The organism is Nocardioides sp. dk884 (assembly GCF_009557055.1).
Lineage (GTDB): Bacteria > Actinomycetota > Actinomycetes > Propionibacteriales > Nocardioidaceae > Nocardioides.
On the sequence record NZ_CP045649.1, the window covers coordinates 2,359,921 to 2,385,448 of the forward strand.

Annotated in this window: 19 protein-coding genes and 4 tRNA genes; 11 read left to right on the forward strand and 12 right to left on the reverse strand. The window is 66.8% G+C overall.

What is annotated here, in order from left to right:
* Positions 1–83: 83 nt before the first annotated feature.
* Complete coding sequence (locus GFH29_RS11425; protein WP_228387441.1) at positions 84–1,961, forward strand: hypothetical protein; 1,878 nt, start codon at positions 84–86, stop codon at positions 1,959–1,961.
* A 51-nt stretch (positions 1,962–2,012) separates the two neighbouring features.
* On the opposite strand, the gene GFH29_RS20910 is transcribed toward GFH29_RS11425, so the two are convergent.
* Positions 2,013–2,402: a tyrosine-type recombinase/integrase gene (locus GFH29_RS20910; RefSeq protein WP_416224789.1), complete on the reverse strand. Its 390-nt coding sequence runs from the start codon at positions 2,400–2,402 to the stop codon at positions 2,013–2,015.
* A gap of 98 nt (positions 2,403–2,500) precedes the next feature.
* Here GFH29_RS20910 and GFH29_RS11435 point away from each other — a divergent pair, with 98 nt between their 5' ends.
* The gene (locus tag GFH29_RS11435; RefSeq protein ID WP_153323744.1) at positions 2,501–3,232 is read left to right on the forward strand and encodes an AbiV family abortive infection protein; all 732 of its coding nucleotides are present in this window, start codon (positions 2,501–2,503) and stop codon (positions 3,230–3,232) included.
* Positions 3,233–3,313: 81 nt separating this feature from the next.
* On the opposite strand, the gene GFH29_RS11440 is transcribed toward GFH29_RS11435, so the two are convergent.
* A complete protein-coding gene (locus tag GFH29_RS11440) occupies positions 3,314–3,577 on the reverse strand; it encodes a hypothetical protein (protein WP_153323745.1) in 264 nt (87 codons plus the stop codon).
* Positions 3,578–4,861: 1,284 nt separating this feature from the next.
* On the opposite strand from GFH29_RS11440, the gene GFH29_RS11445 reads away from it, so the two are divergent.
* The 4 genes from GFH29_RS11445 to GFH29_RS11460 all read left to right on the forward strand — a co-directional run bounded on the left by GFH29_RS11445 (position 4,862) and on the right by GFH29_RS11460 (position 9,155).
* Positions 4,862–6,679, forward strand: coding sequence for an ATP-dependent nuclease (locus GFH29_RS11445; protein WP_153323748.1), 1,818 nt, complete (start codon positions 4,862–4,864; stop codon positions 6,677–6,679).
* Between the two features lie 274 nt (positions 6,680–6,953).
* Entirely contained in the window at positions 6,954–8,153 is a 1,200-nt protein-coding gene (locus tag GFH29_RS11450) for an IS110 family transposase (protein ID WP_228387442.1), read from the forward strand.
* Between the two features lie 109 nt (positions 8,154–8,262).
* A complete protein-coding gene (locus GFH29_RS11455) occupies positions 8,263–8,853 on the forward strand; it encodes a nucleotidyltransferase domain-containing protein (RefSeq protein WP_153323750.1) in 591 nt (196 codons plus the stop codon).
* Complete coding sequence (locus tag GFH29_RS11460; RefSeq protein WP_194289051.1) at positions 8,853–9,155, forward strand: hypothetical protein; 303 nt, start codon at positions 8,853–8,855, stop codon at positions 9,153–9,155. Before GFH29_RS11455 ends, GFH29_RS11460 begins: the two co-directional genes overlap by 1 nt.
* Positions 9,156–9,381: 226 nt before the next feature.
* Here the strand turns inward: GFH29_RS11460 and GFH29_RS11465 are convergent, their stop codons facing one another.
* The 7 genes from GFH29_RS11465 to GFH29_RS11495 form a co-directional block, all read right to left on the reverse strand.
* Positions 9,382–9,579, reverse strand: a complete 198-nt coding sequence (locus GFH29_RS11465) for a helix-turn-helix transcriptional regulator (protein WP_228387443.1) — start codon at positions 9,577–9,579, stop codon at positions 9,382–9,384.
* Positions 9,572–9,826, reverse strand: a complete 255-nt coding sequence (locus GFH29_RS11470; protein WP_153323752.1) for a hypothetical protein — start codon at positions 9,824–9,826, stop codon at positions 9,572–9,574. Before GFH29_RS11470 ends, GFH29_RS11465 begins: the two co-directional genes overlap by 8 nt.
* 224 nt (positions 9,827–10,050) lie before the next feature.
* Positions 10,051–12,792, reverse strand: coding sequence for a MobF family relaxase (mobF, locus tag GFH29_RS11475; protein WP_228387444.1), 2,742 nt, complete (start codon positions 12,790–12,792; stop codon positions 10,051–10,053).
* A 268-nt stretch (positions 12,793–13,060) separates the two neighbouring features.
* The gene (locus GFH29_RS11480) at positions 13,061–14,098 is read right to left on the reverse strand and encodes a hypothetical protein (protein WP_127480875.1); all 1,038 of its coding nucleotides are present in this window, start codon (positions 14,096–14,098) and stop codon (positions 13,061–13,063) included.
* Between the two features lies 1 nt (position 14,099).
* Positions 14,100–18,920: a DEAD/DEAH box helicase gene (locus GFH29_RS11485; protein WP_127480874.1), complete on the reverse strand. Its 4,821-nt coding sequence runs from the start codon at positions 18,918–18,920 to the stop codon at positions 14,100–14,102.
* 350 nt (positions 18,921–19,270) lie between these two features.
* A tRNA-Val gene (locus tag GFH29_RS11490) sits at positions 19,271–19,342 on the reverse strand.
* A gap of 43 nt (positions 19,343–19,385) precedes the next feature.
* Positions 19,386–20,138 carry an aminotransferase class IV gene (locus tag GFH29_RS11495; RefSeq protein ID WP_194289052.1) on the reverse strand — a complete coding sequence of 251 codons (753 nt, stop codon included), beginning with the start codon at positions 20,136–20,138 and terminating at the stop codon, positions 19,386–19,388.
* A 143-nt stretch (positions 20,139–20,281) separates the two neighbouring features.
* On the opposite strand from GFH29_RS11495, the gene GFH29_RS11500 reads away from it, so the two are divergent.
* The 5 genes from GFH29_RS11500 (at position 20,282) to GFH29_RS11520 (ending at position 21,302) form a co-directional block, all read left to right on the forward strand.
* Positions 20,282–20,354: transfer RNA gene (locus GFH29_RS11500), tRNA-Gly, on the forward strand.
* Positions 20,355–20,398: 44 nt separating this feature from the next.
* Positions 20,399–20,469: transfer RNA gene (locus GFH29_RS11505), tRNA-Cys, on the forward strand.
* A 24-nt stretch (positions 20,470–20,493) separates the two neighbouring features.
* A tRNA-Val gene (locus tag GFH29_RS11510) sits at positions 20,494–20,565 on the forward strand.
* A 198-nt stretch (positions 20,566–20,763) separates the two neighbouring features.
* Complete coding sequence (locus tag GFH29_RS11515) at positions 20,764–20,988, forward strand: addiction module protein (protein WP_153323756.1); 225 nt, start codon at positions 20,764–20,766, stop codon at positions 20,986–20,988.
* Entirely contained in the window at positions 20,985–21,302 is a 318-nt protein-coding gene (locus GFH29_RS11520) for a type II toxin-antitoxin system RelE/ParE family toxin (RefSeq protein WP_194289053.1), read from the forward strand. The genes GFH29_RS11515 and GFH29_RS11520 overlap by 4 nt, the downstream gene beginning before the upstream one ends.
* A 212-nt stretch (positions 21,303–21,514) precedes the next feature.
* Here GFH29_RS11520 and GFH29_RS11525 read toward each other — a convergent pair whose 3' ends face one another.
* The 3 genes from GFH29_RS11525 to mobF (GFH29_RS11535) all read right to left on the reverse strand — a co-directional run bounded on the left by GFH29_RS11525 (position 21,515) and on the right by mobF (GFH29_RS11535) (position 24,678).
* Entirely contained in the window at positions 21,515–21,709 is a 195-nt protein-coding gene (locus tag GFH29_RS11525) for a helix-turn-helix domain-containing protein (RefSeq protein WP_153323760.1), read from the reverse strand.
* Positions 21,702–21,938 carry a hypothetical protein gene (locus tag GFH29_RS11530; RefSeq protein WP_153323761.1) on the reverse strand — a complete coding sequence of 79 codons (237 nt, stop codon included), beginning with the start codon at positions 21,936–21,938 and terminating at the stop codon, positions 21,702–21,704. Before GFH29_RS11530 ends, GFH29_RS11525 begins: the two co-directional genes overlap by 8 nt.
* A gap of 97 nt (positions 21,939–22,035) precedes the next feature.
* Entirely contained in the window at positions 22,036–24,678 is a 2,643-nt protein-coding gene (mobF, locus tag GFH29_RS11535; protein ID WP_416224781.1) for a MobF family relaxase, read from the reverse strand.
* Between the last annotated feature and the right edge of the window lie 850 nt (positions 24,679–25,528).

Consider the following 25,528-nt stretch of genomic DNA (forward strand, 5'->3'; position numbering starts at 1 on the left):
AACCCTCGTTTCGTCTGAGCCATGAGTAGCCGAGACGATGGAGGCCAACACCCACGGCGCCCCGCGAAGGACCCTAGCCCTTGATGACCGACTTCAACGTCAGTGACCACTGGTCCAACAACGAGCCTGCCTGGCTCAAGTCGCTCGCCTCCTCCTTGGACCGCCGTCACGGAGCAAGCTCTGTACTGCCACTGACTCTCATCGTCGACGAGGTCGTCAACTGGGTGCACCTCGCCAGCGGAGAGGACGCCTGGCGCAAGGCCCAGAACCGCGACTCCCTGACCGATGACCTCGACCAGTCCATCGCTGCACTTGGTGCCAACGTCGCCACGTCCATCGACGTCCCGCTCAAGAAGTTCATGAAGGCGTTCAACCAGCTCACCGGAAGCCCCAAGGCCGTTCAGCTGCAGCCGCCAGGAAGTCGCACCGACCCCGCCTGGGTCGATGTCATCAACACGGCCGCTGACCTCCTCCAGCATCTCGGCTCCGACGCGGCGGTCGGTGCCAGCTGGGATGACCTCGTCGCGACCGCCCAAGACGCTACGCTCACGGAGCGGGAGTACCGCCCCATAGCCGAACTGCTCTACGCCCAGCTCACCGGACGAGGCCTGAACGCGGACATGGTGTTCCGAGACCTCGTTCAGATGGTCGCGTACGGCAGCGGTCCGGACGACCTGCCCAACGAACGGTCCGGCGTACCCGTAGCCGAACGCTTGTCCGGCGCGCGCGACATCGCTATCGGACCGGCCGAGACCCACGCGATCGTTGTCTGGCTCGGCTACCTCGGCCGCGTTGATGCCCGGCTCAATGCCGGCCGCGTCACTTTCTACAACGCCCACTGGGCTGTCCCGAACGCCCACGCGGGCGGCCAGCATTTCGAGCACAAAGACGAGCTCACCCACCTCGTCAGCTCAGGCAGCCTCTTCAAGGTCGCCAAGTTCGTTCACGAGGAGTCCGACGTCGACATGCTCGTGCGCGTAGACCTGGGCCAGACCCACCATGCTGGCGCAAGCGACCGCGCATCCCAGATCGTCGAGGCCATCATCAACGCGTCCCTGCACTTCGGCGGCGGCACCCGACCGTTCCTCGTCCAGTACGGAGTCATGTGGGACGGAGAGTTCCGGTCCTCGAGCTCCATGACCTCGCGCCGCGACACCGGGTTCAGCCATGACCACTACGGCGCCGACATGACCGCTGTCTCCGTCGAGCAGCACGGCGCACAGATTGCAGAGGCCCTCGCACGCGCGGATCTCCCCCGGTTCCTCGCAGCCGCACTTGAGGTACAGACGACCGCAGACCACCCGTTCAGCCGCGACTTCGCCCTCCGGGAGCCCTCGCAGGCCGACATCACTAGCGTTGTCCCGCTCGCCGACAGGGTCGTTCAACACGTCGCGGCGCACGCAGCCATGGCGCCAGCAGACGCGTTCGACACAGTGGGAAGTCAGTGGCCGCACGCCAACTGGCTCGGGTCCGTTCGGCACGCAACCAGCCTGTGCTTGACCGGCAGCGGCTCTAGGAACGAGCTTCGCGACGAACTGTCCGCCGAATGGCACAACCCGAAGGGTCCGTGGATTCTGTTCGCCGAGGACCGGAAGGCCGACCTTCTCTCCGTGTGCCGTGTCGAGTCCGAGCGAGCCTGGATTTCTCGGATGCTCGACAGCATTAGCGATCACTCCATCTACTCCGATCTCATCGAGGCGTACACCGAGGAGGGCCGCATCCTCGAAGCGCGGCGCAAGCGCGTGCGGAACGCACTCGTCCACGGCAATCCGGCGCACTTCGACGTTGTCGCCTCGGTGCGTAGCTACTCCGAGTTCCTCAGCAGCAGCGCGCTCCACGCCGGCATCGAGTCGTACGTCACCTCGACCGACGCAGCCACGGCACTCGGGACCCGCACGGCCGAGTACATCGCAATGAGCGCAGGTATGGACGCCGCGACCTACTGGCGTTCCCAGGTCTAGGCGCTGGTCCTCGGTCTCGCGCTCGGCGGCTGTAGGACGGACGCATGACGTTCAGACGCCCGCGACGTAGGCGTTAGGAAGTGGACGCCGTGACCGTCGAGGTTCCCACGGGCACGGTCGTAGTGCTCGGTGGTGCGGGGATCCGCGTGGCGGGCCAAGATCTGTGCATCGCGGAGGGACCCCCGCATCGAGGGCGTTGGTGATGGCGGCGTGGCGCAATGAGTGCGGCCTGATGTGCCGCGAGATGCCGGCAACCCTCGCGATCCTGGCAACCATCCGGTATGCGTCGCGGCGGTCGATCGGGTTGTCCGTGGTGGGGTCGCAGAACGAGTGGCCCAGCGGTGCGCTGACCTCGGCATGCCTCGAGGACGCGGAGGACTGGGACGGTGATCGGTATGGGGGGCGGATGGGCGACGTCGCCTGCCACCAGTTCTGGCGCAAGGTTTCCGCGCCCCGCTGTCGTGGTGGCCAGACTCGTTCGGTGGCTGGTCGATGGCGCCTCCCTGCGGGGTGTCGGTGCTGGTCGCCACAATGGCGACATGACAGGACGCGAGAGGCTCGTTGAACCCGAGGAGGTCAGCGCCGATTTCGCCCGCACTTGGTGGAAGTCGCTGATGGCGAACACGACCGCACTCGTCGAAGACGCCGCCGTCTTGGCCGAAAACAGCAGCCCTGGTCGCGCCCAAGCCCTTCTCGTACTCGCTATGGAGGAGCTCGCGAAGGCGCGATGGATCTACGACGCCGCGCAGTGGGAATGGAGTGCGCCCCTGGGGTTGTACGGCCAACCTCCGCGCGAGCCGCTCCCGATCGTGGTCCCTGACCAGCTGACCGCCCGCAGGTTGCCCCATTTAGACAAGCTCGCGGCCGCGGAACAGTTCGCTTCCGGGCTCGGCGGTTTCTGGCACGCTGACCGACGCGTTGAGTACTACTTCCCGAACGACCTTGACACGTTTGAGGAGGCCGCCCGCCGCCGCAATCTCGACAAGCAGGCCGGGTTCTACGTCGACCGGGTCGACGACACCGTCCTCACGCCATTGGCGATCACCGCCAATGGCGTTGTCGACTTCCTCGTGCACGCTGCGCAATGCGTCGAGATGCACCTGATCGAGGACCAAACTCGGCAGCAGGACGCCCCCGATTACAGCCTGGTCGATACGGTTCAAGACCTCCATTGGGGCGTGCTGCCCTACGCGCACCCCGACGACTTCGCGGCCTTCGTTGCCCGAATCAGCGGTCATCGGGATCGTTCTGAGCCTGACAGCGATGGCTGAACGCCAAGCCGCCTTCCTCGGCGACCTACGCCATGAGCGGCGGTAAGACGCACTCATCGCGGCAGGTGCGGTCGTTTTGGGTCAGGATTCCAGTTGTATCAACAGCGGGCCGAGAATGCGTCTGCCAGCCGACAGATGCTCTTCTCGCTCGTTGGCGTGACGCGCGTACTCCAGGTCTGCGGCGGCTTCACGGAGTTCTTGAGGCAATGGAGCGCTTGCGTTGTCCAATGCCTCCGACGCTTGCTCTGCTAACCGAGACAGGTCCAACAGGGTCGCCCGTCCCTGCTCTAAGTCGTCCCATGCGTCAAGAAGCGGCGCGCAGACCCGCCTGGCGTGCTCGTCCATGCCGCGAGAGTAAGTGGGATCAGGCGCGCATCGGCAGATCGGATGTTCCCGACAGGCGGCGGGATGACGTAGCTTCCGGCGCGGTCGTAGGAGGTTCCGGTCAACGAGAGATCCACGGCCATGGGCACGTGGTCCGACCGCTGGTCGCCACCCACGCCTCGTATGCTCCGACGGCCCGTTCGACCTCTGTGCTCTGCGCCTCGGCCGGTCCAACCGGGACTCCGATTCAGACCGACCTGTCGAAGCCCTCAGGTGGTCCGCTCGACTCGGCCGACCAACTGACCCCGATACACCTGCAATTCGCCGCGACGCGGGTGCGGTTCCCGGTGGCGAGGACGACTTTTCTGTCTCGTTCCCCAACCGACTCAGCGCGGACGGGTGAGGTCGAAAGGTGAGAGCTCGGCGAACCCTCGGACGGCGGTCCGCCGACACGCGACGTTCCCCGCGCATCGCGTCGGGATCACGCTCGACCGTACGCGCAATCGATACTCTTCTTCGGCACTGGCTTTGCGGGTGGCGCTCACGGATGCTCGCCCGACCCAGAAGAGAGCGCAGCTATGAAGTGGCGGAACGCCGTATTGCCGGCCCTTACGCTCGTACTCGGTTATGTCGGCACGTTGGTGACGGAAGCCGCAGAGGGAAGCCGCGCCCGCCGCATCGCTAAGGAGGAGCGCGAGGACGCGCTGGGCGTGAGGCGCGCCGCGGAGCGTCGCGCCTTTGAACTGCAAACATTGACGGACCTAAATCCGCAGTGTCCGACCTGGGCCGAGCGGCCAGCAGGGCACATCATTTCGACATCATTGCAGCACGAGAAAACGGAGCCGCAACCACGCCGACTACGCAGCTCCCAGCGGAGATTGATGCGGCACTCTTTGATGCAGTGGTCGAGCACAGTCGCTCGTTGGGCTGATAATGGCCGAGGCCGCCCGGGCCAAGGCAGGGGAGTTCGCCTCGACCGTTGCCCGGCTTGGGGTGACACAACGACCAGAGGCTCAAGCCGACCGAGAGTTTCTTGCCGCGGTCGAGCTGCTCAAGGAGGCCCAGCGGCTACTCGCGGCGCGCATCCGCGCCATCTATGAAGGCTCAGTGAGTAGTTCATGACCATGCGCTCGTGAGGGTGAGACCGCTCTCCAGCCGGCGCAATGACCTGCGCAAAGTCCGTCGGCGGGGGCGGGTGGCCCGTATGGTGCGACCGCGCCCAGCCGCCGCGCCGACGAGCTCGGAGTCGGCACGCGGAGGCCCTGAGGTGACCTAGTCTGCTGACGTGCCTAGGAACTTGCCGTCGTGATCCGCCGTGTCAGACTTCGTCGCTTCAAGCAGTTCAAGGACGAAGCCGTAGAACTGATTCCAGCCGGAGTTACGCTCATCGCTGGCGGCAACAATTCCGGGAAGTCGAGTCTCTTGCACGCGCTGGCGGTGTGGGAGTTCTGCCGAACGGCAATCGAGATGGAGCGAGGTGACGAGACGTTCCTTGCCTCAAGTCATCGGCAGGGATTGGGCGTGGGTGGCGACGAGTTCAGCCCGGTCGCGGTCCCGTCACTAAAGCATCTATGGACGAATCTCAAGACGCAGAAGGAACCGCAGGACCCCGATGGATACACCCTTCGCATTCGCTGCGAATGGGAAGCGAACGGCCCCGACCAGTACTTGGAATTCGGCCTGGCGCTGGCGAACGATCGACTGTTCGTCAAGGTCACTGCGTCCAATTTGGTCGCTGGTTTCCGGCTGCCCGTCATCGCATACCTTCCGCCTTTTGCGGGAATCACAGACCGGGAAACGAAGGTCTCGCAGGCGATTCGCCGGCGGCGCACCGGAGAGGGTCTCGCCGGCGCGGTACTGCGCAACTTGCTTCTGGACATAGAGCAACACAACTCAGATCGCAGGGTCGAACTACGGCAGGGAAAGTCGAAGATCAGCGAGTCGGACCTCCGAGTCCTCCGCGCCACCGACCCTTGGGAACTTTTGCAGCAGGCGCTTCGGACCACATTCGGCGCGGAACTCGTGATTGACCCCTTCCGAGACGAGTACCACTCGTATATCCGCATCGACGTCGTTAAGGGATCACTAGTGGGGCACAAGCTGTCTCGGTACCCCGGCTACAACAAGCGCGACCTCATGGTCGAGGGAAGCGGCTTCCTGCAGTGGTTGAGCGTGTACACACTAGCGACGTCGCCCGATGTCGACGTCCTACTGCTAGACGAGCCTGACGCGCATCTCCACCCCACACTCCAAGTCCAGATGATGACGTCACTCGCTACGCTGGCGACGGCTGGCGAAAAGCAGGTGCTGGTCGCTACGCACTCGTCCGAACTCCTCCGTCGTTGGTCTGTGGACAGAATCCTCCAGGTGAAGGCGAAGGGTCGAGGCAAGTTCAAGTATCTGTCGGAGGACCACCAAAAGGTGGGGCTGCTCGCTGGGCTTGGTTCGGCTTATGCCCCGCGCATCGATCCAATACGGAGAGCCGGGCGGGTTCTATTTCTTGAAGGTGGCACCGACGAACGGATGCTCTCTGCGCTTGCGACGCGGCTCGGGAGGGACGAGCTCGACGGCTGGCCTGTGTGGTGTACTAGCGCTCATCACAAGGAACGGTTTCAGTTGTTTCGCGCGCTCGCAGAAGAAATTCCAGGTCTCGTGGCAGTCAGTCTCAGGGACCGGGATGACGAGCCCATTAACACGGTCGGCGTTCAGCTCAACGACCAGAACTATCCGAGCCGGGACAATTTCTTCGCACTCAAGTGGCGCCGACGACATCTGGAGAGTTACCTGGTGCACCCAGACGCTATCGCCAGGTGCACTGGCAAGGACCCCGACGCAGTGAAGCAAGAGTTGGCCGACAACTTCTCCCTCGCTGTAGGGACGAACTTTACGGTTAGCGATTGTCCTGATCTACTTATGCAAGCGAACGGCAAGGACATCCTCAAAGAGTCGACCGTCGCTTTGCTGACTGGTTCCGGTCAAGAGCCGGAGGACGTCGCCATGATCCTTGAGACCGGCGAAGTGTGCGACGACCTACGCACCTTCTTCGATCGGCTCGCTGATCTGAACCCCTCCCCTCCTGAAGGCGACACCGAGGAGCAGGACGCGGAACCTGCGGCATCGTAGGCACCAACGGGGCATAGTCTCCCCGAACCAGGTACGCACATTCTGGGCTACTAGAGGATTCCCGTAGGACCGGCGTCCGGCCAGACTCGGTCCAGGTGCCCGGAGGGCTTGCTCTCTTTTGGGCTGCCCACCCGTCCGCGGGTGTGGCTCGATTCCGGTTTGCAGCCCACCGGGCACCGCTGACGAGGCGTGGCTCAAGAGGGGACTGCCCAGCTCGTAGTAGCAATGCCCACCTCGCCGTCCACATCGGTACGAGCACAGGCGGGAGCAACGCATGGACCATGTCGTCATCGGGGTCGATCCCCACAAGCTGTCCGCGACGATCGAGGTCGTCGACCAGCACGAGCATCTCCTCGGATCCGGTCGCTTCAGCACCGACCAGGCTGGCTACGCCGCCATGCGTGCCTACGCCAAGACGTGGCCGAAGCGCCTGTGGGCGGTCGAAGGCGCCAACGGCGCGGGTCGTCCACTTGCCCAGCGTCTCCTCGAAGCCGGCGAACATGTCGTCGACGTGCCCGCGAAGCTTGCTGTCCGTGTCCGGCTCTTCGACACCGGCCACAACCGCAAGACCGACGCCCACGACGCACACGCGGTCGCGGTCGTAGCCGTGCGCACGACGAACCTGCGGGTGCTCAAGGTCGACGGCGAGCTCGAGGCGATGCGGATGCTGGCCGATCGCCGCGAAGCCCTCACCCGGCGTCGTGTTCAGACCGTGTGCCGACTCCAGGCGCTACTCGCAGAACTCCTGCCTGGCCAGGCCAAACGCGACATCACCACTGGTCAGGCCAAGGCGATGCTGGCCACCGTTCGCCCGCGCGACATCGCCGGGAAGACCCGTCGCCGCATCGCTGCCGAAGAGCTGGCCGAGTTGATCGCGGTCGAGGCGAAGATCAAGAAGGCCACTGCCGAGTTGAAGGCGATGGTCCTGGCGCGGGAATCACGGCTGATGGACATCCACGGTGTCGGTGCTGTGGTGGCCGCCAGGATCCTCGCCGATGTCGGAGACGTCGCCAGGTTCGCTGACCGCAATCGGTTCGCGTCCTGGACCGGTACCGCGCCGCTGGACGCCTCGTCTGGTGAGCAGAACCGGCACCGTCTCTCCCGCGCCGGGAACCGCCGGGTCAACCACATGATCCACATCGCCGCGGTCACCCAACTCCGGCTCGACACCGAAGGCCGCGCCTACTACCGGCGCAAACGCGCCGACGGCAAGAAGCCCCAAGAAGCACTCCGCTGCCTCAAGCGACGCATCTCAGATGCCATCTACAAGCAGCTCGTCACCGACGCTGTCCGAGCCGAAGGCGCGGACCCGGGAGGGCACTGCGGGGCGTCTCAAGAATCCAGCGCGGTCGACCTACCCCCGCACATCGACACTTCGGATCAGCCACTCCCGGACCCGCAGACCCGACGCTACGCCGCACCACCCGGCACGCGGAAGAGCCAACCGCTCGGAACCCTCGCCAGCACCGGTTGACAACAGAGGGGAGCCGGATCGGGCTACATGGCGTCTCCGCCCCTTGGCCAGCAAGACTGTCCTGACAGTCATATGACTGTTATACCGATCATCTCGTAGTCTGAGACGCATGTACTTCAACCAGCCCTTCGGCGGCGTGATGCCTGGTGCTCGCGGAGCAGTGCTCGCAGTCCTGCTCCGCACCGGTGAGCCACTGACCGGCCGGCAGATCCATGGCATCCTCAGCGACGAGCACAGCCTGTGGTCGGTTCAGGAAGCGTTGAAGGCACTCACCGGCCTCGGGCTGGTCGCGTCCCGCACGGCGGGTCGGGCCGGCATTCACGAGATCAACGAGGCACACGCGTCGGTGGCGCCATTACGGGCCCTCCTTGATCCAATGGCGTCGCTACGTGCGGCCGTCTCCGACGCGGTTGGCTCGGACGTGGAGGCAGTGCTGCTCTTCGGTTCCATCGCCCGCGGGGAAGCCACGGAGGCGAGCGACGTCGACCTCGCGGTGATCGCCGCTGCCGGTTGGAGCGGGCGCGTCGAGCTCGAGGACATCGTGCGTGCGCGACTGGGCAATGAGTGCGACGTCCTTGTGTTCACCCCGGCCGAGTTCGCAGAGAGGGCGCAGGAGGCCGAGCCAGTGGTGGCCGACATCGTCCGCGACGGCGTTGCCTTGGTGGGTCGGAAGCCGGTCCTCAGCCCAGGCGCCGCCTGATGGCGACCGCTGAGCAACGCAACCACGCCAGGAACTACCTGAAGAAGGCTGAGGAGTACGCCGCGTCCGGGGCGGCCAATCTCGCCGCCGGGCGGTACACGCCGGCTGCCGGCGACTCGATCCACGCTGGCATCTGCGCGAAGTACGCCATCGTCACGGTGCTGACCGGCTCCACTCGCAGGGGCATCGACCGCACCACAGCAGCCAAGGAGCTACGGCGAGCGCTGGGTGCCCGATCCGCCGCAGCGACTGCTGAGCGCGCCTTACGCGAGCTGCTCGCGGTCAAGGGTGACGTCGAGTAACCGCCGAGCCGGACGATCTCGGTCGCCAGCTCGACCAACGAGTCGGCTCTCCGTACCAGCGGCTCGGCCTTCGCACCGGTGATGAGGTTGGTGCCGTAGAAGAACCACGTCATGGCAGGCTCGCGGACGATGAGTTCTCCGTTCATCCGGACTCTGGGGCAGCGCGAGTAGTTCTGGCGAGTCGGCCGGCCCCGCGTGCAGTCGCGGATTGCCGTCGTCCTCACGGTCACCGCCGAGCTGAGGGGATGCGGCGGAGTGCGGACTCGAGTTCGTCGAGTCGTAGCCGGATGGAGCGGCGCCCGCACTGGTAGGCGGGGATGGTGCCGTCGCTGATGCGGCGGCGGATCGTCCGGGTGGACAGGGACATGATTTCGGCGGCTTCGTCGAGGCTGACGTAGACGGGGAGTTCTCGCTTTCTAGTCACGGGGCGTCTCCTGGCTGGGCGTGTGGATCGAGCGGCTGCTCGTGGTGGCGGAGCTGAGGAATCGGCGGGCTTCGGCGACCGTGATGTAGAGGCGGCCGCAGCCGTTGAAGCGGGCCCAGCGGGGGCCGACGCCGCGTTGGCGCCAGTTGCGGACGGTGCGTTGGGGGGTGCGAATGAGGTCGCAGAACTCTTCGAAGGTGATGAGTCCTCGGTCGTCCCAGTCGTCGGGGATCTGGATGGGTTGCATGAGCGTCCTTCCGGGAGAAGGGGGTGTCGTCCGGACGAGTGGGGGCGGTGTGCGACGCGCTCGCTCAGGGGTGGATAGGAAGGTGCTCAGGGTGCCTCGAGGGCCTCACCACTTCCGTACCCCCTGGTGTGGTGAGCGGGCGGGGGACGCAGTGTTTGTGCAGGTCAGAGGGCGTCCCCCTGAAAGTTCTGAACGTCGCTTATGGAGCCCCGGTGCGGGGGTTATCAGAAGCCGATCCCGGGCCCGCGCTCAGTTCGTTCGGGGTGGTGAGGGGGGTGGTGAGCAGGCTTCCGGCGCCGTGGCGGGCGGTCGTCGGGCTCGGCGTGGTGTCGGAGAGCAGCAGCCTGGACTGCTGCCTGGGTGATCTGTGGTCCGAAGCGGTCGATGTCGTCGGCGGCGCGGGTGGCCGCGTGGGCGGGTCCGAGGTCGGCGCGGTCGCGGTTGAAGACGTTGATCCATTGGGCGCGTGCGTCGGCGACGGAGTCGGCGACGAGGTGGGCGGTGTTGCGGTGACGGCCGCGGGTCATGCCGACGTACGCCGACGCGGCGCCGGTCGTCTCGCCGATGAGCAGGTGCGCGTGGTCGACGGTGTCGCCCTGGGCGGCGTGCACGGTGGTGGCGAAGGCGAGCTCGACGTGGCGTCGGGCGTACTCGGCGGGCAGCCTCCGCTCGCCGCTCCGGCCGCGGACGAGGAGGGAGCCATCGTCGCCTACGGCCGCGACGGTCCAGGTGTCGCGGTTGGCGACGCCCAGGTCGCGGTCGTTGCGGCGGGTTGCGACGCGGTCGCCTTCACTGAGCTGTTCGCCGGCGGACGTTGTCAGGGTCGCCGCTTCGGACGACTCGACCGCGCCCTTGTCGGCGAGCCGTAGGTCGCGGATCGCGGCGTTGAGCAGACCCACCTGCTCGCGGGTGTCGGCGATGAGCAAGGGAGCCGCGCGCAGGTCGCCGGCGGCTGCCTGTGTGACGGCCGCGAGGCGCTCGACCTCGGTCGGGTGGATGACGATCTCGCCGCGGTCGACGAGCGTGTCAAAGACGCCGCCGCTGCATTCTCCGGTGCGCATCTGGAGGGTGAGGTCGGCGTAGGTGTCGTCGACGAAGCGGTGGACGGTGTCGAGCTCGACGCGTGCCTCATCCGGCGCCCAGCGGATGGCGACGTCGAAGGCGCCGCCGCGGCCGACGGCGGGCAGCTGATGTCGGTCGCCGACGAGCGCGACGCGGGCGCCGGAGTCGTCGGCGACGGTGAGCAGTGCGCGCATGACGTCCTGGTCGAGCATGCCGGCTTCGTCGACGAGCAGGAGGTCTCCCGGGAGGAGCCGCGCGAGTGCCTTCGGGCTCGGGTGGTCGTCAGCATCGACGCGGTGCCAGCGTCCGTCGTCGTCCCAACGGAAGCCGTGCTGGTGCACGAGCCAGGCGGCCGAGAAGGCGTCGCAGCCGACCTGCTCCCCCGCGACCTGCGCGGCCCTGAGGGTCGGGGTGACCACGACCAGTCGGTGCCCGTCGCTGTCGAGACCATCGCTGGCGGCCGCGAGGGTGGTGGTCTTGCCGGTGCCGGCCGCGCCCTCGACGACGACCAGTCGGCCCGTGCCGAGGAGTGCGCCGACGACGTCTCGTTGGCCCTGGTCGAGCTGCCGTCGGGCGACGACGGAGCCGATCTGGGCTGGCGTCCCGTGGTGCTCGGCTCGCGCGACCAGGCGGGCGACGATGTCGGACTCCACGGCGAGGACCTCGGGGGACGTGAGCGCGCGGACGTGGTCGGGTACGTCGTCGCGCCGCAGGAGCGGACTCGACGCCGCGATCGCGCGAGCGGTCAGGTCCTCACCCAGCTCGCGTCGTACGACACCGTCGACGATCACCCCGACATCGGCGACGATCCGTTCGCACTCCCCGCGGAGGTCGGCGGCGTTCCAGCTGGAGCGTCGGGCTCCGAGCCGCACCAGCGCGAGCTCGGCCACGGCGTCGCGGTTGATGCGCGCGATCGGCGTCGCGACCGGGATTGACGCGCTCGGGTCGGTGGGTGGCGTCGGAGGATCGAAGCCGAGGCCGCGCAGCTCGTCGATCCACCGCTGCGCGAGGTCGGCGCCGGATGCCGGCACGACCTTGTCGGGACGCGCCTCCGCCCAGGCTCGGCGATCCCATGCTTGTCGCTGGCTCGGTCCGGGCTCCTGGTCGGGGTGAGCCGCGCGCCACGCCGCTTCGTACTTGTCGACGTTGCGGTTGATCTGCGCGGCCCGGGCGCTGAACCTGCCGGCGTACGGCGCGAGCTCGGTGATCTCGCCGGAGCTGGCGTCGAGGGTGTAGCCGTGCGCGGCGAGAGAGCGCCGGAACTCAGGGTCACAGGCGACGGCGGCGTGCCCGATCCCGTTGATCGCCTCGATGCTGTCGACGACGCCGACGGAGTGCAGTCCGCGCCACGCTCCGCGGGCGAACACACGCGCGTTGATCTGCAGGTGGAGGTGGCGGTGCGGGTCGCCGGCGCGGGAGGTCTGGTGTCGTACGACGACTGCCTCGATCCGCTCGACCGGCACCTGGACCTGTCGACCGCGTGGCCCGACGCGAGTCGTGGCGTGGTCGGCAACCCAGCCGATGATCTCGGCGGCGGCGCGTTCCTGGGCGGCGTCGTACGCGTCGGCGATCGCGGGGTGGATCGCGGCCGCGAGTGACCAGGTCTTCGGCCCGTTGACCACGACCTCGACGAACCGGAGTCCGTGCTCGTCGCTGCGGAGCCGACCCTTCGCTGCACCGGTCTTGACGTCGTAGCCGGCGACCCAGCGTTCGTAGCTGTCGCCGTCGAGCACTCCTGCTACTTGGGCACCAGCGGTCGGTGTCGCGACGTAGTGGGTGGCGAGTCCGGTGCCCTCGGTCAGGTAGTAGTCGTCGACGCGTGATCGGTCGGCCTCGACGTAGCAGCGTGCGGCGGCAGCGGCGCCGCGGTAGAACTTCACCCCGCCGTGCACTCCCCCACTCACCGCCCGTCACTGCTCGTCACTTAACCTCGAAATGGCGCTCGGCCCGCCCCAGGGGGACGGGCCGAGCTGGTCGATCTACGGACCTTCGTAGCATGCGTGCCGCTGCTTAGTGAGTGCTGAGAGCGCTCAGGTGAGGACCTGTTTCGAGGTCCGGTGGACCTCGTCACTTCTCGTCAGGAAGCTCGCCAAGTTGAGGGGACCGTTCGCTGATCCAATGATGCCGAGGCCGGGCGCGAGGCGATGGGAACTGCCCGAGTAGACGATCGTCTCAAGGCTTCGATGCGAGGTGGCCTGCACGATGACGAGCGAACTGTGCCCTCTGCTCAGGTGTCACCGACGTCAAAGAGCGGCCCAACAGCCCGCTCACCAGAGCCGCCACGTCGCCGGACGTCTGCCGTCCAGGCGCGACCACACCACTGGAGCCGACGGTGAGGTAACCGTGCTCAAAGAGGGCGTCGCACCCGGCGGCACACGCAAGGAAGGCTGCGGCGGAGAATTTCAGACGCTGGTCATGGGTCAGCTCGCGCCTGGGAACGATGTGGGCCGCGATGAGGAGAGCCTTCGGGAAGACCCGGCCGCAGAGAAGGCACGGTGCCTCCTCCTGCCCCGTTAGCAGCGACGCCCGTAGGGCACTTTGCTCCCTCCGCAGCGTCACCGAACCTTGCCGGTCAGTGTCCGCATACACCGGGCGCTTCGCAGAACCATCACTCTGTACGTCCTGGTCCGGGACCGGGACCCGGGGCCCGCTGCGCGGAAATCCCGCCTTGTCGGAACTCTCGACGCAGGCGTTGCACGCGGGCAGTTCCATCTCGTCGTCCGTGGCGAGCCTGAGTGGTTCACCGAGGAGGCGCGCAGAGTCGCCTGGGTCGGTGTAGAAGTGCGTGCACCCGTCCGGAAGGTGACGCATCCGGATCGGTTTCCCTGTCGGTTGACCAGTCGTTCTGTCCACCGGTCGCTTGACCCACTCGACTGCAGGATGGTCATGCAGAGAGCGCGTAAGCTCTTGATAAGCGTCGAGGATCCCGTTCAGGTGCCGTGTCAGTGCGGGAGACGTCGACTTGGATGTCAGCCAGGCCCCCGCCTTATGGGCCGCCTTCAACGCCCTGCTCTGGCGCTTGGGCAGGGGGTCTCCGCGCAGTACGCCAATCTGCATGCTGACGTTGTGGACCAGGCCCATGCCGATCCCCAGGCGCTGCGCAATCTCCTTTGCCGAATGGCCCTGCCGGTGGAACTTCCACACCTGTCCCAGACGCGTGTCATCGCCGTCGAGGATGCGATCGACCTCGGCCAGCAGTGACGCATCCATCTCAGGCTCCCTCGATGATGTCCAGGGCCGGGAGGTTGTCGACGATCTTCATCGTCTCGACGCTCACGGTGACGATGCGGGCGAGAAGATCGAGGATGTACCGCGGGTTGCCGACCTCGCGGGACCAGTCGTTGGGGTCGTTGACGATCCCCGATTTCTTGTCGGTCTTCACGTAGTAGCGGTCGATAATCCACTCGATCGCCGAACGACTGCCCAGCATGTAGCGGTGTGCCTCGTCCGGGATTCCTGACAGGGTGATCCGGTCGTTGTAGTGGATGACCGAACGGTTCGCCTTCTCCCCGGCGGCCTTCTGCTCCGGGGTCGGCTTGCCCCACTTCATCTTCTTGTCGCCGAGTGCGAAGAAGGCGTACTCATCGCCCGCCGGGGTCATGTCGAGTCCTTCGAGCGGGTACGGCTCGACGCTCTCGTAGCCCAGGTGCAGCTCGGAGAGCTTGCGGCCGGCCTCTGCGAATCCAGTGAAGTCTTGGACCATGGGGATGCGCGGGACCATCTTCTTCAGGTCAGCGGCGTAGGTCTCACGGTACTCGGACGAATGCAAGAGCCCGTAGACGTAGAAGAAGATGTCGTCCTTGGTGGTGGTCAGGTCAGGGTAGGCCTTGGAGAACCTGGTCAGCGCCTCGTCAGTGATGTTGTCGATGCGGCGGTAACCGGCAACCGTCTCGCCATCAGACTCGAAGGTCAGACAGTCCGTGTCGTTCGTAGCCTCGTAGAGGTAGCGAGCCGCGTAGTACACCGCGCCAATACCCGCGGCCCCGGAATCCACCGGGACGTCCGTCATCAACGCCACAAACGGAGGCGACATCGACCCAACGGCCGGAACGAAAAAACCGTACTGAGGCGGTTCGTCATCCGGGTAGGCGTCCCAGATACCTCCGGGGCGATGCAACCATCTGTGGTCACCCCAAAGGAGGGTCTTCTCAAACGGCCGGTACATAGCCACCCGAGGCTGTACTCCCGTCATGGGGATCTTCTCCCCACGCTGAAGCCGAGTCGTCAGAGCCGAAGACCACTTGATGCGCACCGGATCAGCAGTGAACGCCCCGGTCCGTGACTCCTCGTAAGCGTGGGAGCACGTGTGCATAGCGGACCGAAGAGCCTCAGCGCCCTTGTTGTAGACCCAGGCATCTCGGTTGCTCTGAGGCCCCGTGCGCCAAGCGCTCAGGACACCGCCCTCACCCAGAAGCGGCTGAAACTCTTGGAAGTCGTCGCGGCGCTGGTTGGTCCAGTCGCCATGCTCGTTGGGTGTGATGACAGTCGCTGGGAGCGCGGTGATGTCGTCGGTCTGTGCGACCTGCTCGAGTTTCTCCTCGCGAGTGAGGTAGTCGCCGACATCGGTGTAGTGAATCTTCGCCGAGCCGCTCGCCGTCGGATCCTTGACCAGGACGGTGATAGCGACGGTTGCACGACTGCCTGCGCCGAAGACCTTGCCGCCTTCCTTCCGGGACTGCTCGCCGGCGGCGCGCTGGTTGCCGCGCAGGTTGTAGACGTGGATGGCGCTGAACTCGTCGGCGAGGGTCTTGCGCATGCCGTCTGCGGTGTTGGAATCGATGAAGCCGCCGTTGGTGACGAAGGCGATGACGCCGCGGTCCTTGATCCGCAGGGTGGCCCACTTGATGGCGCGAATGTAGGAGTCGTAGAGCGAGTTCCTGTTCGTCGCGCTCGAGAGTTTGGCGTAGGTGTCGCGGATCTCGGCATCCAGCGCCGGGTAGGACTCGTTGGCGTTGTCGTCGTTGGCGGAGTCCTGGCCCGAGGAGTAGGGCGGGTTGCCGACGATGACGGTGATGTCGAGGTCCTTGAGCCGCTGCAGTCGCTCGTTGTTCTCGACGAAGAGTGAGTTGTCGATGGTGTCGTGGGGCTCCCACGACTGGAACGTGTCGGTGAGGATCAGGCCGTTGAACGGCTCCGGGCCACGACTGGGGTCGACTGCTGCGATCTGTTCGGCGTAGGTCTGCTCGATGTTGACGCACGCGATGTAGTACGCGAGCAGCAGGATCTCGTTCGCGTAGATCTCACTCGTGTACTTGCGGGCCAGGTCTTCGGGCTTGATCAGCCCGGACTGCAACAGCCGCACCAGAAAGGTGCCAGTGCCGGTGAACGGGTCGAGGACGGTCACCCCTTCGTCGCTGATCGACTGCCCGAACTCCTGACGAAGCACCGCGTCGGCGGAGCGGAGAATGAAGTCGACGATCTCAATGGGGGTGTAGACGATGCCGAGCTTGTCGACGGTCTTCTTGAACGCGACCGAGAAGAACTTGTCGTAGAGCTCGACCAGGATGCGCTGCTTCCCCTCCGCGTTGTCGACACCGGAGACGCGGCTGCGCACCGAGTCGTAGAACTTGTCCAGCGCCGCGTTCTCCGCTGCGACGGAGTCCTGCGGGAGACTGGCCAGCATCAGTTCCATGATTTTCGCGACGGGGTTGGTGGCCACGAAGTCGTAGGTGGAGCCTGTGGTCGAGAACAGCGCCTCGAAGATCGGGCGCGTCACCAGGTGCTGGGCGAGCATGTCGACGGCCTCAGCGCGGCTGATGCCGTCGTTGAGGTTGGCACGCAGGCCGGCGAGGAAGACCTCGAACTCCTTCGCCGGGGCGGATTCTTCGTCCTTGAGCGCACCATTGATGCGGACCTTGTGACGCTCGGCGATCTCAGCGACGTCCTTGGCCCAGGTCGCCCAGTAGCGGCGCTCACCCACCTTGGCGACGATCTTTGCGTACATCGCGTCGCGGAACTGATCCGTCGGGAACTCGAGCAGATCCTGGACGCTGCCGTCACCAGTCTTCGGCTTCGAGGAACCGTCACGGTCCCCCGCCCCGTCGCCGGTGACGGAGAAGATCTCGATCTTGTCGGTCGGCTTCTTCTTGTTCAGCTCGATCTTATTGACCAAGGCGTCGAACCGGTCGTCGTGGGCGCGCAGAGCCTGCAGCACCTGCCAGACCACCTTGAACCGATCGTTCTTCGCCAGAGCTTCTTCCGGCGTCGTTCCGGTGGGGACGACGACGGGCAGGATGATGTAGCCCAGTTCCTTGCCGGGGGCCTTGCGCATCACGCGGCCCACCGACTGCACCACGTCGACCTGTGAGGAGCGCGGAGTTAGGAAGAGCACGGCGTCCAGGGCGGGGACGTCGACGCCCTCGGATAGGCAGCGGGCGTTGGTCAGGATGCGACAGGTGCCGTCCGGGGTGGCCTCCTTGAGCCACGCCAGGTGGGTGTTGCGTTCACCGATGCCCATCGTGCCGTCCACGTGCCGCGACTGGACCTGCAGACGCGGGCGCCCCTCGGGGAGGTCAATGATGGCGCGGTCCACCAGCGCCGGGAACGCGGCCGTGGCGGCCTTGGACGCCTTGATGTTCTGGGCGAACGCCACGGCGGTCCGCATCGGTGTCCGCGCCGATGCCGACGGCTCGGGCTCGCCGGTCGCCCACTCAGGTGCCTGCTTGCCGAAGTTCTTCGCTAGACCGTTCCAGCAGCCGATCAGCCGCGCAGCGTCGTCGAGGGCGATCTCACCGCCGACGCTCATGGCCTGCTGGAAGTTGTCGGCCACGTACTGCTCGTCCACGGCGAGCACGAGGACCTTGTAGTCGGTGAGCAGGTCTGCCTCGACGGCATCACCGAAGCCCAGGCGGTGCAACTCGGGGCCGTAGGTGGACTCGTCGCCCATGTCGGCCAGGACCACGTCGTTGTCGGCGGCCTTGGACTTCACGTCGTCACCGAAGACGCGCGGGGTCGCGGTCATGTAAAGACGCTTGGCTGCCTTCACGATCGAGTTGTCGTGGACCTTCACGAACGCCGACTCATCCTCGCCCGCGATCGTAGCGCCGGTGGTGCGGTGCGCTTCGTCGCAGATGATGAGGTCGAACTCGCCCAGCCCGCGTTCCTGGGCCTTCGAGATCACGTCGATCGACTGGTACGTGGAGAAGACGACCGTCATGCGGGGCTTGGCGTGCACACCCACAGCTATCCGGTCGACGAGTTTCTGCGGGTCGGTGGTGGCAGGCTCGGTGAGGTCGATGGTGGAGATCTCGGACTCGTCCTCGATCGTCTTGCGCCCCACGCGCACGTCGGAGCAGACCGCGAACGGGCGGATGTCGACCTCGGTGTTGGCCATCCACTCACGCAACGACTGGCTCAGCAGCTGGATCGACGGCACCAGGAAGAGGACACTCCTGCCCTCGCCGGCGAGCTCTTCGGCGATCTTCAGCGACGTGAACGTCTTGCCGGTGCCGCACGCCATGATCAGCTTGCCGCGGTCGTGGGTCTGCAGACCCTTGAAGACGTCCTCCAGGGCATTGCGCTGGTGTGGCCTCAAGGTCTTCGGACCGGTGGGAACAACGACCTCGGGGGTGTCCCAGGTGAACTGGTCCCAGTCGATCGGAGCGTCGTCGAGGTACGCCAGGTCGATGCGCTGCACCGCGCCTTGGACCTGCTTCTCGACGTTGCTCGTCCACCCCGCGGAGGTGTCGAAGACGTAGCGAGTCGAGAAGTTCCAGTCCGGACGCAGCGTGGCTGCCATGAAGGAGTCGATGTGAGCCTTCGACACCTTCTTGCCCGCGTCGTAGAACTTGCACTGGATCGCCGCGTACGAGTCGGAGTCACGCAGCTTCGCCACCAGGTCCACGCCGACGTCACCGACGTTGCCGCGACCGTCCCACTCCGTCCACGACCAGACGTCCTCGAAGCGAGCCGTCCACTCCGGGTCGTTCTTCAGGTACGCCTTGACCAGCCGCTCGAACTTGTCGCCCTTGTCCCGCTCATCCAGAGAGAGCGAACGGAGATCGGCCAGGACTTCATGAATGGTGACGCTCACGACCGAAGTCTGCCGCAGGCCTGCGGCGGCCCGTCACCTTTCCCCTGTTCGGACACCAGGATGTCGGGCTAGTCACCACGCCTTCCCCCACCAGTCCCCCAAGAGGTCGATCTCGAAGTCGACTGGAAACCTTCAGAAAGGACAAAACCCCAGGATGACCTGGGGTTGGTGGTTGAGCCTAGGGGACGGGAACCCCTAAAGACCTGCTTGCAAAGGACCCGGGCTGTGTCGGGCTGCGTTCGGCTCCGACCCGTGACAGAAGCAGCCAGAACTGGGCACTCACTGTTCCTCGTATGTTCCTCATCCGCTGATGCGGAAGCGAAACGGGCCTCTGACCTGCAGAAACGGGGTGGGCGATACTGGGTTCGAACCAGTGACCTCTTCGGTGTGAACGAAGCGCGCTACCACTGCGCCAATCGCCCCTTGTGCTTCGGTCGGAAACACTAACGCATACCTGCCGCGAGCTCACATCCCGGGGGTCCACCACAGGTCCCGAGCCGCCAGCGACCAGTGCTGGCGCACCTCGCGCAGCACCGGACCCGCCGTCGGAAGGTCCCGACCGTCCCAGGCGCTGACCGGCTGCACCCCGCGGGTGGTGGATGTCAGGAAGACCTCCTCGGCGCGCGCCGCAGCCTCCTCCAGAGGCACGTCGACCTCGCGTGCGCCGCAGGCCTCGACCACCAGGGCACGTGTCACGCCGGGCAGGCAGCCACTGCCCAACGTCGGGGTCACCAGCTCGCCGTTCAGGACGAGGAAGACGTTGGCCGCAGTCGCCTCACAGAGATCGCCGTCGGCGTTGGCCAACATCCCCTCCCCCGCACCCGCCGCCCGCGCCGCGGCCAGTGCCACGACGTTGTCGGCGTACGCGGTGGTCTTGTGCCCGGCGAGCACGCCGCGGTGGTCCACGACATACGGCAGCGTCACCACCTCAACGGCGTCCGCGGCGGGCGGGACCGGGTCGAGCTCAACCAGCAGCTCGCCACCTTCGGGCCCGGCCACCCAGACGATCCGGAGCCGGCCGCGCGCCACGGGGTGCGTGCGCACGGCGTCGGCCACCGCCCGGCGTACGTCGTCGCGCGGGAGACGCGGCAGGCCGAGAGCGGTGACGCTGGCCAGCAGCCGGTCGAGGTGTCGATCCAGGGCGAATACCCGACCGCGCTCCACCAGCACCGAGGTGAAGACCCCCTCGCCCACAGCGAGGCCTCGCGACGTGTCCACGGGCGCCACTCTAGGCCTCTGACCTCGACAAACACTCGGACGCAGGGGGCCCGGCGACACCCCGCGGACCCCCCGGTTTTGCGCCCCGGACCCCAGGGGGCTAATGTTCTGTCCGCACCGAGAGCCCCGGCTCAAGGCAGCAAGCGGACGTAGCTCAGTTGGTAGAGCGCAACCTTGCCAAGGTTGAGGTCGCGAGTTCGAGCCTCGTCGTCCGCTCGGAAGGGTCTTTCCACCGGGTCCTCCCATGGGAGGACCACCGCGGTGGGTTGGCCGAGAGGCGAGGCAACGGACTGCAAATCCGTCTACACGGGTTCAAATCCCGTACCCACCTCGATTTACCACAACTGAATAACATGGGCGATTGGCGCAGCGGTAGCGCGCTTCCTTGACACGGAAGAGGTCACTGGTTCAAACCCAGTATCGCCCACAACGAAATGTGGCCCCTGATCTGCGGAAACGCTGATCAGGGGCCGTTCTTTTGGCCAAGCGTGTCGGATACGTGTCGGATCTGACGGCCAGGAATGAGCGGTGGCGTCACGTTGTGGCCCCGACCCCGGAGGCCGGCCGCGTCTGGGAGCGGCGCGGTCAGGTGCTCATGAGTCAGGGCTCATCTAGACTGAGGGGCATGACTTCGCCGGGCGATCTCTTCGAAGCAGCGCTGACGTTGCCTGAGAGCGAGCGCGCCGAGCTGGCCCACCGCTTGATCGTCAGCCTTGACGAGCCGTCCGACGATCCGGCGGTGGTCGCCGAGGAGTGGACCGGCGAGGTTGGGCGCCGCCTGGCCGGTATCGAAGCCGGCACCACGACCGGCATCCCCTGGGCCGAGGTACGCGAGCAGCTCAGGTCGTGAGGCTCCAGGTTGTCTTCGAGCCGGAGGCCAGGGACGAGCTGCGTGCGGCGCGAGACTGGTACGAAGACGCGCAACCGGGCCTCGGGGAAGATCTGATTGTCGAGGTCGAGACAACGATCGAGCGCATCGTGCGTTGGCCCGAGCTCGCGCCCCGCCTACTCGTTCCCGAGCGGTCGCGGCCGGTTCGGCGGGCTCCATTGCGGCGCTTCCCGTTCGGGCTGGTCTATGTCGTCATTGAGGACACGCTGTGGGTGATCGCCGTTGCTCACAGTCGCCGCCGTCCCTACTACTGGCGCGACCGCCTGAGCCCCTGAACCAGGCCGTCCATGTACGACCTCGGGAGCGGGGGCGCAGGGCACCAGGGACGGGGCCCGCATCATCGCGGGACGCCGGTCCGGCTTCGCCGCCGTCGGCGGCGGTCGGCGGTCCCCCGAGGGGTGGACGCGCGGTGCGACGTCCCACCCGGCCGCTTCCCTAGTGCCCCCCTCGCGGTTGAACCTGGCGATGTGGTCTTCGGTCATCGCTGTCAGCACCGGGCCGAGGGGATGCGCCGGAGTGCGGCTTCGAGGTCGTCGAGGCGGATGCGGATGGGGCGCCGGCCGCATTGGTAGGCCGGGATCGTGCCGTCGGCGATGCGGCGACGGATGGTCTTGACCGACAGGGACATCACGGCTGCGGCTTCCTCGAGGCTGAGGTAGACCGGAAGCGTCTTCTCAGCCATCGGACCGGTCCCCGAATTGTGTCGGGGTCGCGGAGGCGAGGAAGCGGCGGGCGTCGGCGACGGTGATGTAGAGGCGGCCGCAGCCGTCGAACCGTGCCCACCTTGGGCCGATGCCGCGTCTGCGCCAGTCGCGCACGGTGCGTTGGGGGGTGCGGATGAGGTCGCAGAACTCCTCGAAGGTGATGAGGCCTCGGTCGTCCCAGTCGTCGGGGATCTGGATCGGGTTCATCGCAGGGGTCCTGTCTGGTCGGGATGTGTGCTCTCGTAGTCACCAATGGCGGACAGGGGTCCTGGGCGATCACGTCACCAGGTCTCGCCCCTGCACGTCATCGACTGATGCCGCGCGGACGGTCGGACCGGGGCGTGGTCCGGACGGGTCGGGGTGCATGGCGCCGGCCCTCGTGTGGTGTGGGCACGCCGCCCTCGGGGGCACGGGGACGTGCTGGGGGCCCGTAGCGGTCGATGTCGTCGGCGGCGGTCTGGGCGGCGTGGCCGGGGCCGAGGTCGGCGCGGTCGCGGCTGAAGACGTCGATCCATTGGGCTCGTGCGTCGTCGGTGGTCTCGGCGACGAGGTGGGCGGTGTTGTGGTGGCGGCCGCGGGTCATGCCGACGTACGCCGCGGCCGCGCCGGTGGCCTCGCTGATGAGGAGGTGGGCGTGGTCGACGGTCTCGCCCTGGGCGCCGTAGACGGTGGTGGCGTAGGCGAGCTGGACGTGCTGGCGCACGTAGGGGGCGGGCAGTGTGCGCTCACCGCCGCGCCCCTGCACAAGGAGGCCGCCGCTGTCGTCGGTACCGGTCACTGTCCAGGTGTCGCGGTTGGCGACGCCGAGGTCGCGGTTGTTGTGGCGGGTGGTGATGCGGTCGCCGGGAGTGATGTGTTCGCCGGCCGCGGTGGTCACCGCCCCGAGGGCGGTGGTCTCGCCGCTGGCCAAGCGTTGGTCGCGGATCGCGGCGCTGAGGTCGCGGACGTGGTCGCGGGTATCGGCGATGACCAGGGCGCCGTCATCGGTCCCGGCGAGGGCAGCTAGTCGTTCCACTTCGGTGGGGTGGACCTGGATCAGACCGCGTTGGTGCAGGGCGTCGAAGACCTCTCCTGGGGTGCTGCCGGTCCGCATGAGCAGAGTGAGGTCGGCGTAGGTGGGGTCGCTGAAGCGGTGCACGGTGTCCAGCTCGAGGCGTGCCTCGGGGCGTGCCCAGCGGGCGGCGTGGTCCAGGACACCGCCGCGGCCCACGGCGGGGAGCTGGTGGCGGTCGCCGACGAACGCGACCCGCGCGCCTGCCTCGTCGGCAACATTGAGGAGTGCGCGGGCGGTGTTCTGGTCGAGCATCCCGGCTTCGTCGACGAGCAGGACGTCGCCGGGCAGAAGGCGCGCAGTCGCGCCGGGTTGCGTCTCGATGCGGGTCCAGTGGCCGTCGTTGTCCCAGCGGTAGCCGTGCTGGTGGATCAGCCAGGCCGCGGAGTAGGCGTGGGTGCCGAGCTGGTCCTGGGCGACGCGGGCTGCCTTCAGGGTCGGGGTGACGACGACCAGTCGATGCTCGCTCATCTCGAGCAGCTCGCGTGCGGCCGCCAGGGTGGTGGTCTTCCCGGCGCCGGCGGCTCCCTCGATGACCAACAGCGTGCTGGTGCCGGCCAGGGCGGCGACGACCTGTTGTTGGGCGTCGTCGAGACGGTGCCCGGCGACCGTGCCGCCGACCCGGGCAGCGGCTACCGGCTGCGCGGCGCGTCCCGCGAGACGGGTGACCAGATCGGCCTCGACACCAAGAACGTCGCGGGAGGTGAGCGCCCGGACGTGCTCGGGCACGTCGTCGCGGGCCAGCAGCGGCACGCACCGAACGAATGCCCGCCCGGTGAGGTACTCGGCGAGCTCACGTCGCACGGGTGCGGAGGCGACGACGCCGACCGCGGCGACGATCCGCTCCACCTCGCCGCGGATATCGGCGGTGTTCCAGTTCGACCGGCGCGCTCCTAGCCGCGTCAGCACCAGGTCGACGACCCGGTCACGGTTGACCCGGCCGATCGGCGTACCCAGCGCTGCACCGTCGACGGCCAGGGCTTTTGGCGGGTGTGCGGGAGTGAACCCCAGCTCGCGGAGCTCCTCGACCCACCGGTGTCCGAGGTCGGCGCCATCGGTGGGCACAACCTTGTCGGGCCGGGCCTGGGACCAGGCGCGACGGTCCCAGATGCGCCGCAGCGACGGACCGGGCTCCTGGCCGGGATGCTCGCTTCGCCACTGGGCCTCGTACCGGTCGATGTTGCGGGTGATCTGCGCGGCACGGGCACTGAACGCACCCGCATACGGGGCGAGCTCGACGATCTCGCCGGACTCGGGGGCGAGGGAGTAGCCGTGCGCCGCCAGTGCCTGCCGGAACTCGGGGTCGCACATCACGGCGGCGTGTCCGATCCCGTTGATGGTCTCGATGCTGTCGACCACACCCACCGAGTGAAGCCCTCGCCACCCGCCGGCCGCGAAGACGCGGGCGTTGATCTGCAGGTGGAGGTGACGGTGCGGGTCACCGGCCCGGGAGGTGTAGTGCCGCACGACGGCGGCCTCGAGTTTCTCCACCGGGACCTGCACCTGCCGGCTCCTTGGCCCGACGCGGGTGGTGGCGTGCTCGGCGAGCCAGCCGATGATCTCGGTCGCGGCCTTCTCCTGCCCGGCGTCGTACGCGGCGGCGATCTCGGGGTGCAGCGCCGCAGCGAGCGACCAGGTCTTCGGACCATTCACGACGACCTCGACGAACCGCAGCCCGCGCTGATCCGTGCGGAGCCGACCCTTCGCAATGCCGGTCTCGACGTCGTAGCCCGCGACCCACCGCTCATAGGCGTCGCCGTCCAGCGTCCCCCCATCCTGAACTGCGACAACACCACGTCCCCCCACCACCGGGGGAGCCGTGGCGACGTACCTGGTCGCGACCCCGGTGCCCTCGGCGAGGTAATAGTCATCGACCCGGGAGCGGTCCGCCTCCACGTACGACCTCGCTGCGGAAGCGGACCCGCGGTAGAACTTCACCCCACCGTGCACTCGCCGTCACCGCCCGTCAGCCGTCGTCACATAGCCTTGAAATGACTCACGGCCCACCCCGAGGGGCGGACCGATCTACGGATCTTCGTAGCATGCGTGCCGCTCGGATTGAAGGCTCGAGACGGGTGCTCGGAGCGGCACGTTCAGGACTCGTCCGTCCTCATCAAGGGATGTCACTGGCGTTCGAGTTGATGGTGTCGTGGGTCGGTGATCGAAGCTGTTGGCGAAGAGAGGCACGAGGACCTGACGGTGTCCGCAGGGCGCTCGACTGGGCGCCCGGCCATGTGCACGGATCCGCCGATGATCGGGGCCTGGACCGAGTGGCTCGATCACAGCCGCTGGATCCAGGGGGCCTTGGCAGGGTCCTTTGAAGTGCGTCTCTGAGCCAACTGCGACGACGGTCCTTCAGGTGGGGCGTTGTCGAAGTCGATCTGGTCCTTCGGGCGCAAGCCCTTCGACTTGTGGAGCAACTGGATCTCGGGCTGTAAGTACGAAATGCCGTCCTGCACCCAGAGCGCCCGGTTCATGGGCATGGGAAGCGACCCGTGGCGTTTATTGACCCACTCCTCGGGCGACCCCGGCGCTAGCAGGATGTCGAACTCCCACGCCGCTATCGCTGCGCGGCGGGTCCACACCTGGCCACAGCCGATGGGAAGGACCGCCTCTGGCTCCGCTTCGGGCTTATCGTCAGGCAGTGGCGGACGAAGTGCGCCGTCCGCAGCAGTCCAGACGTCGAGACTGCCGGCGAGGTGTGCGCGCAGCTTTAGGAGGTACGTCCTCAGAACACTGGCGTCGG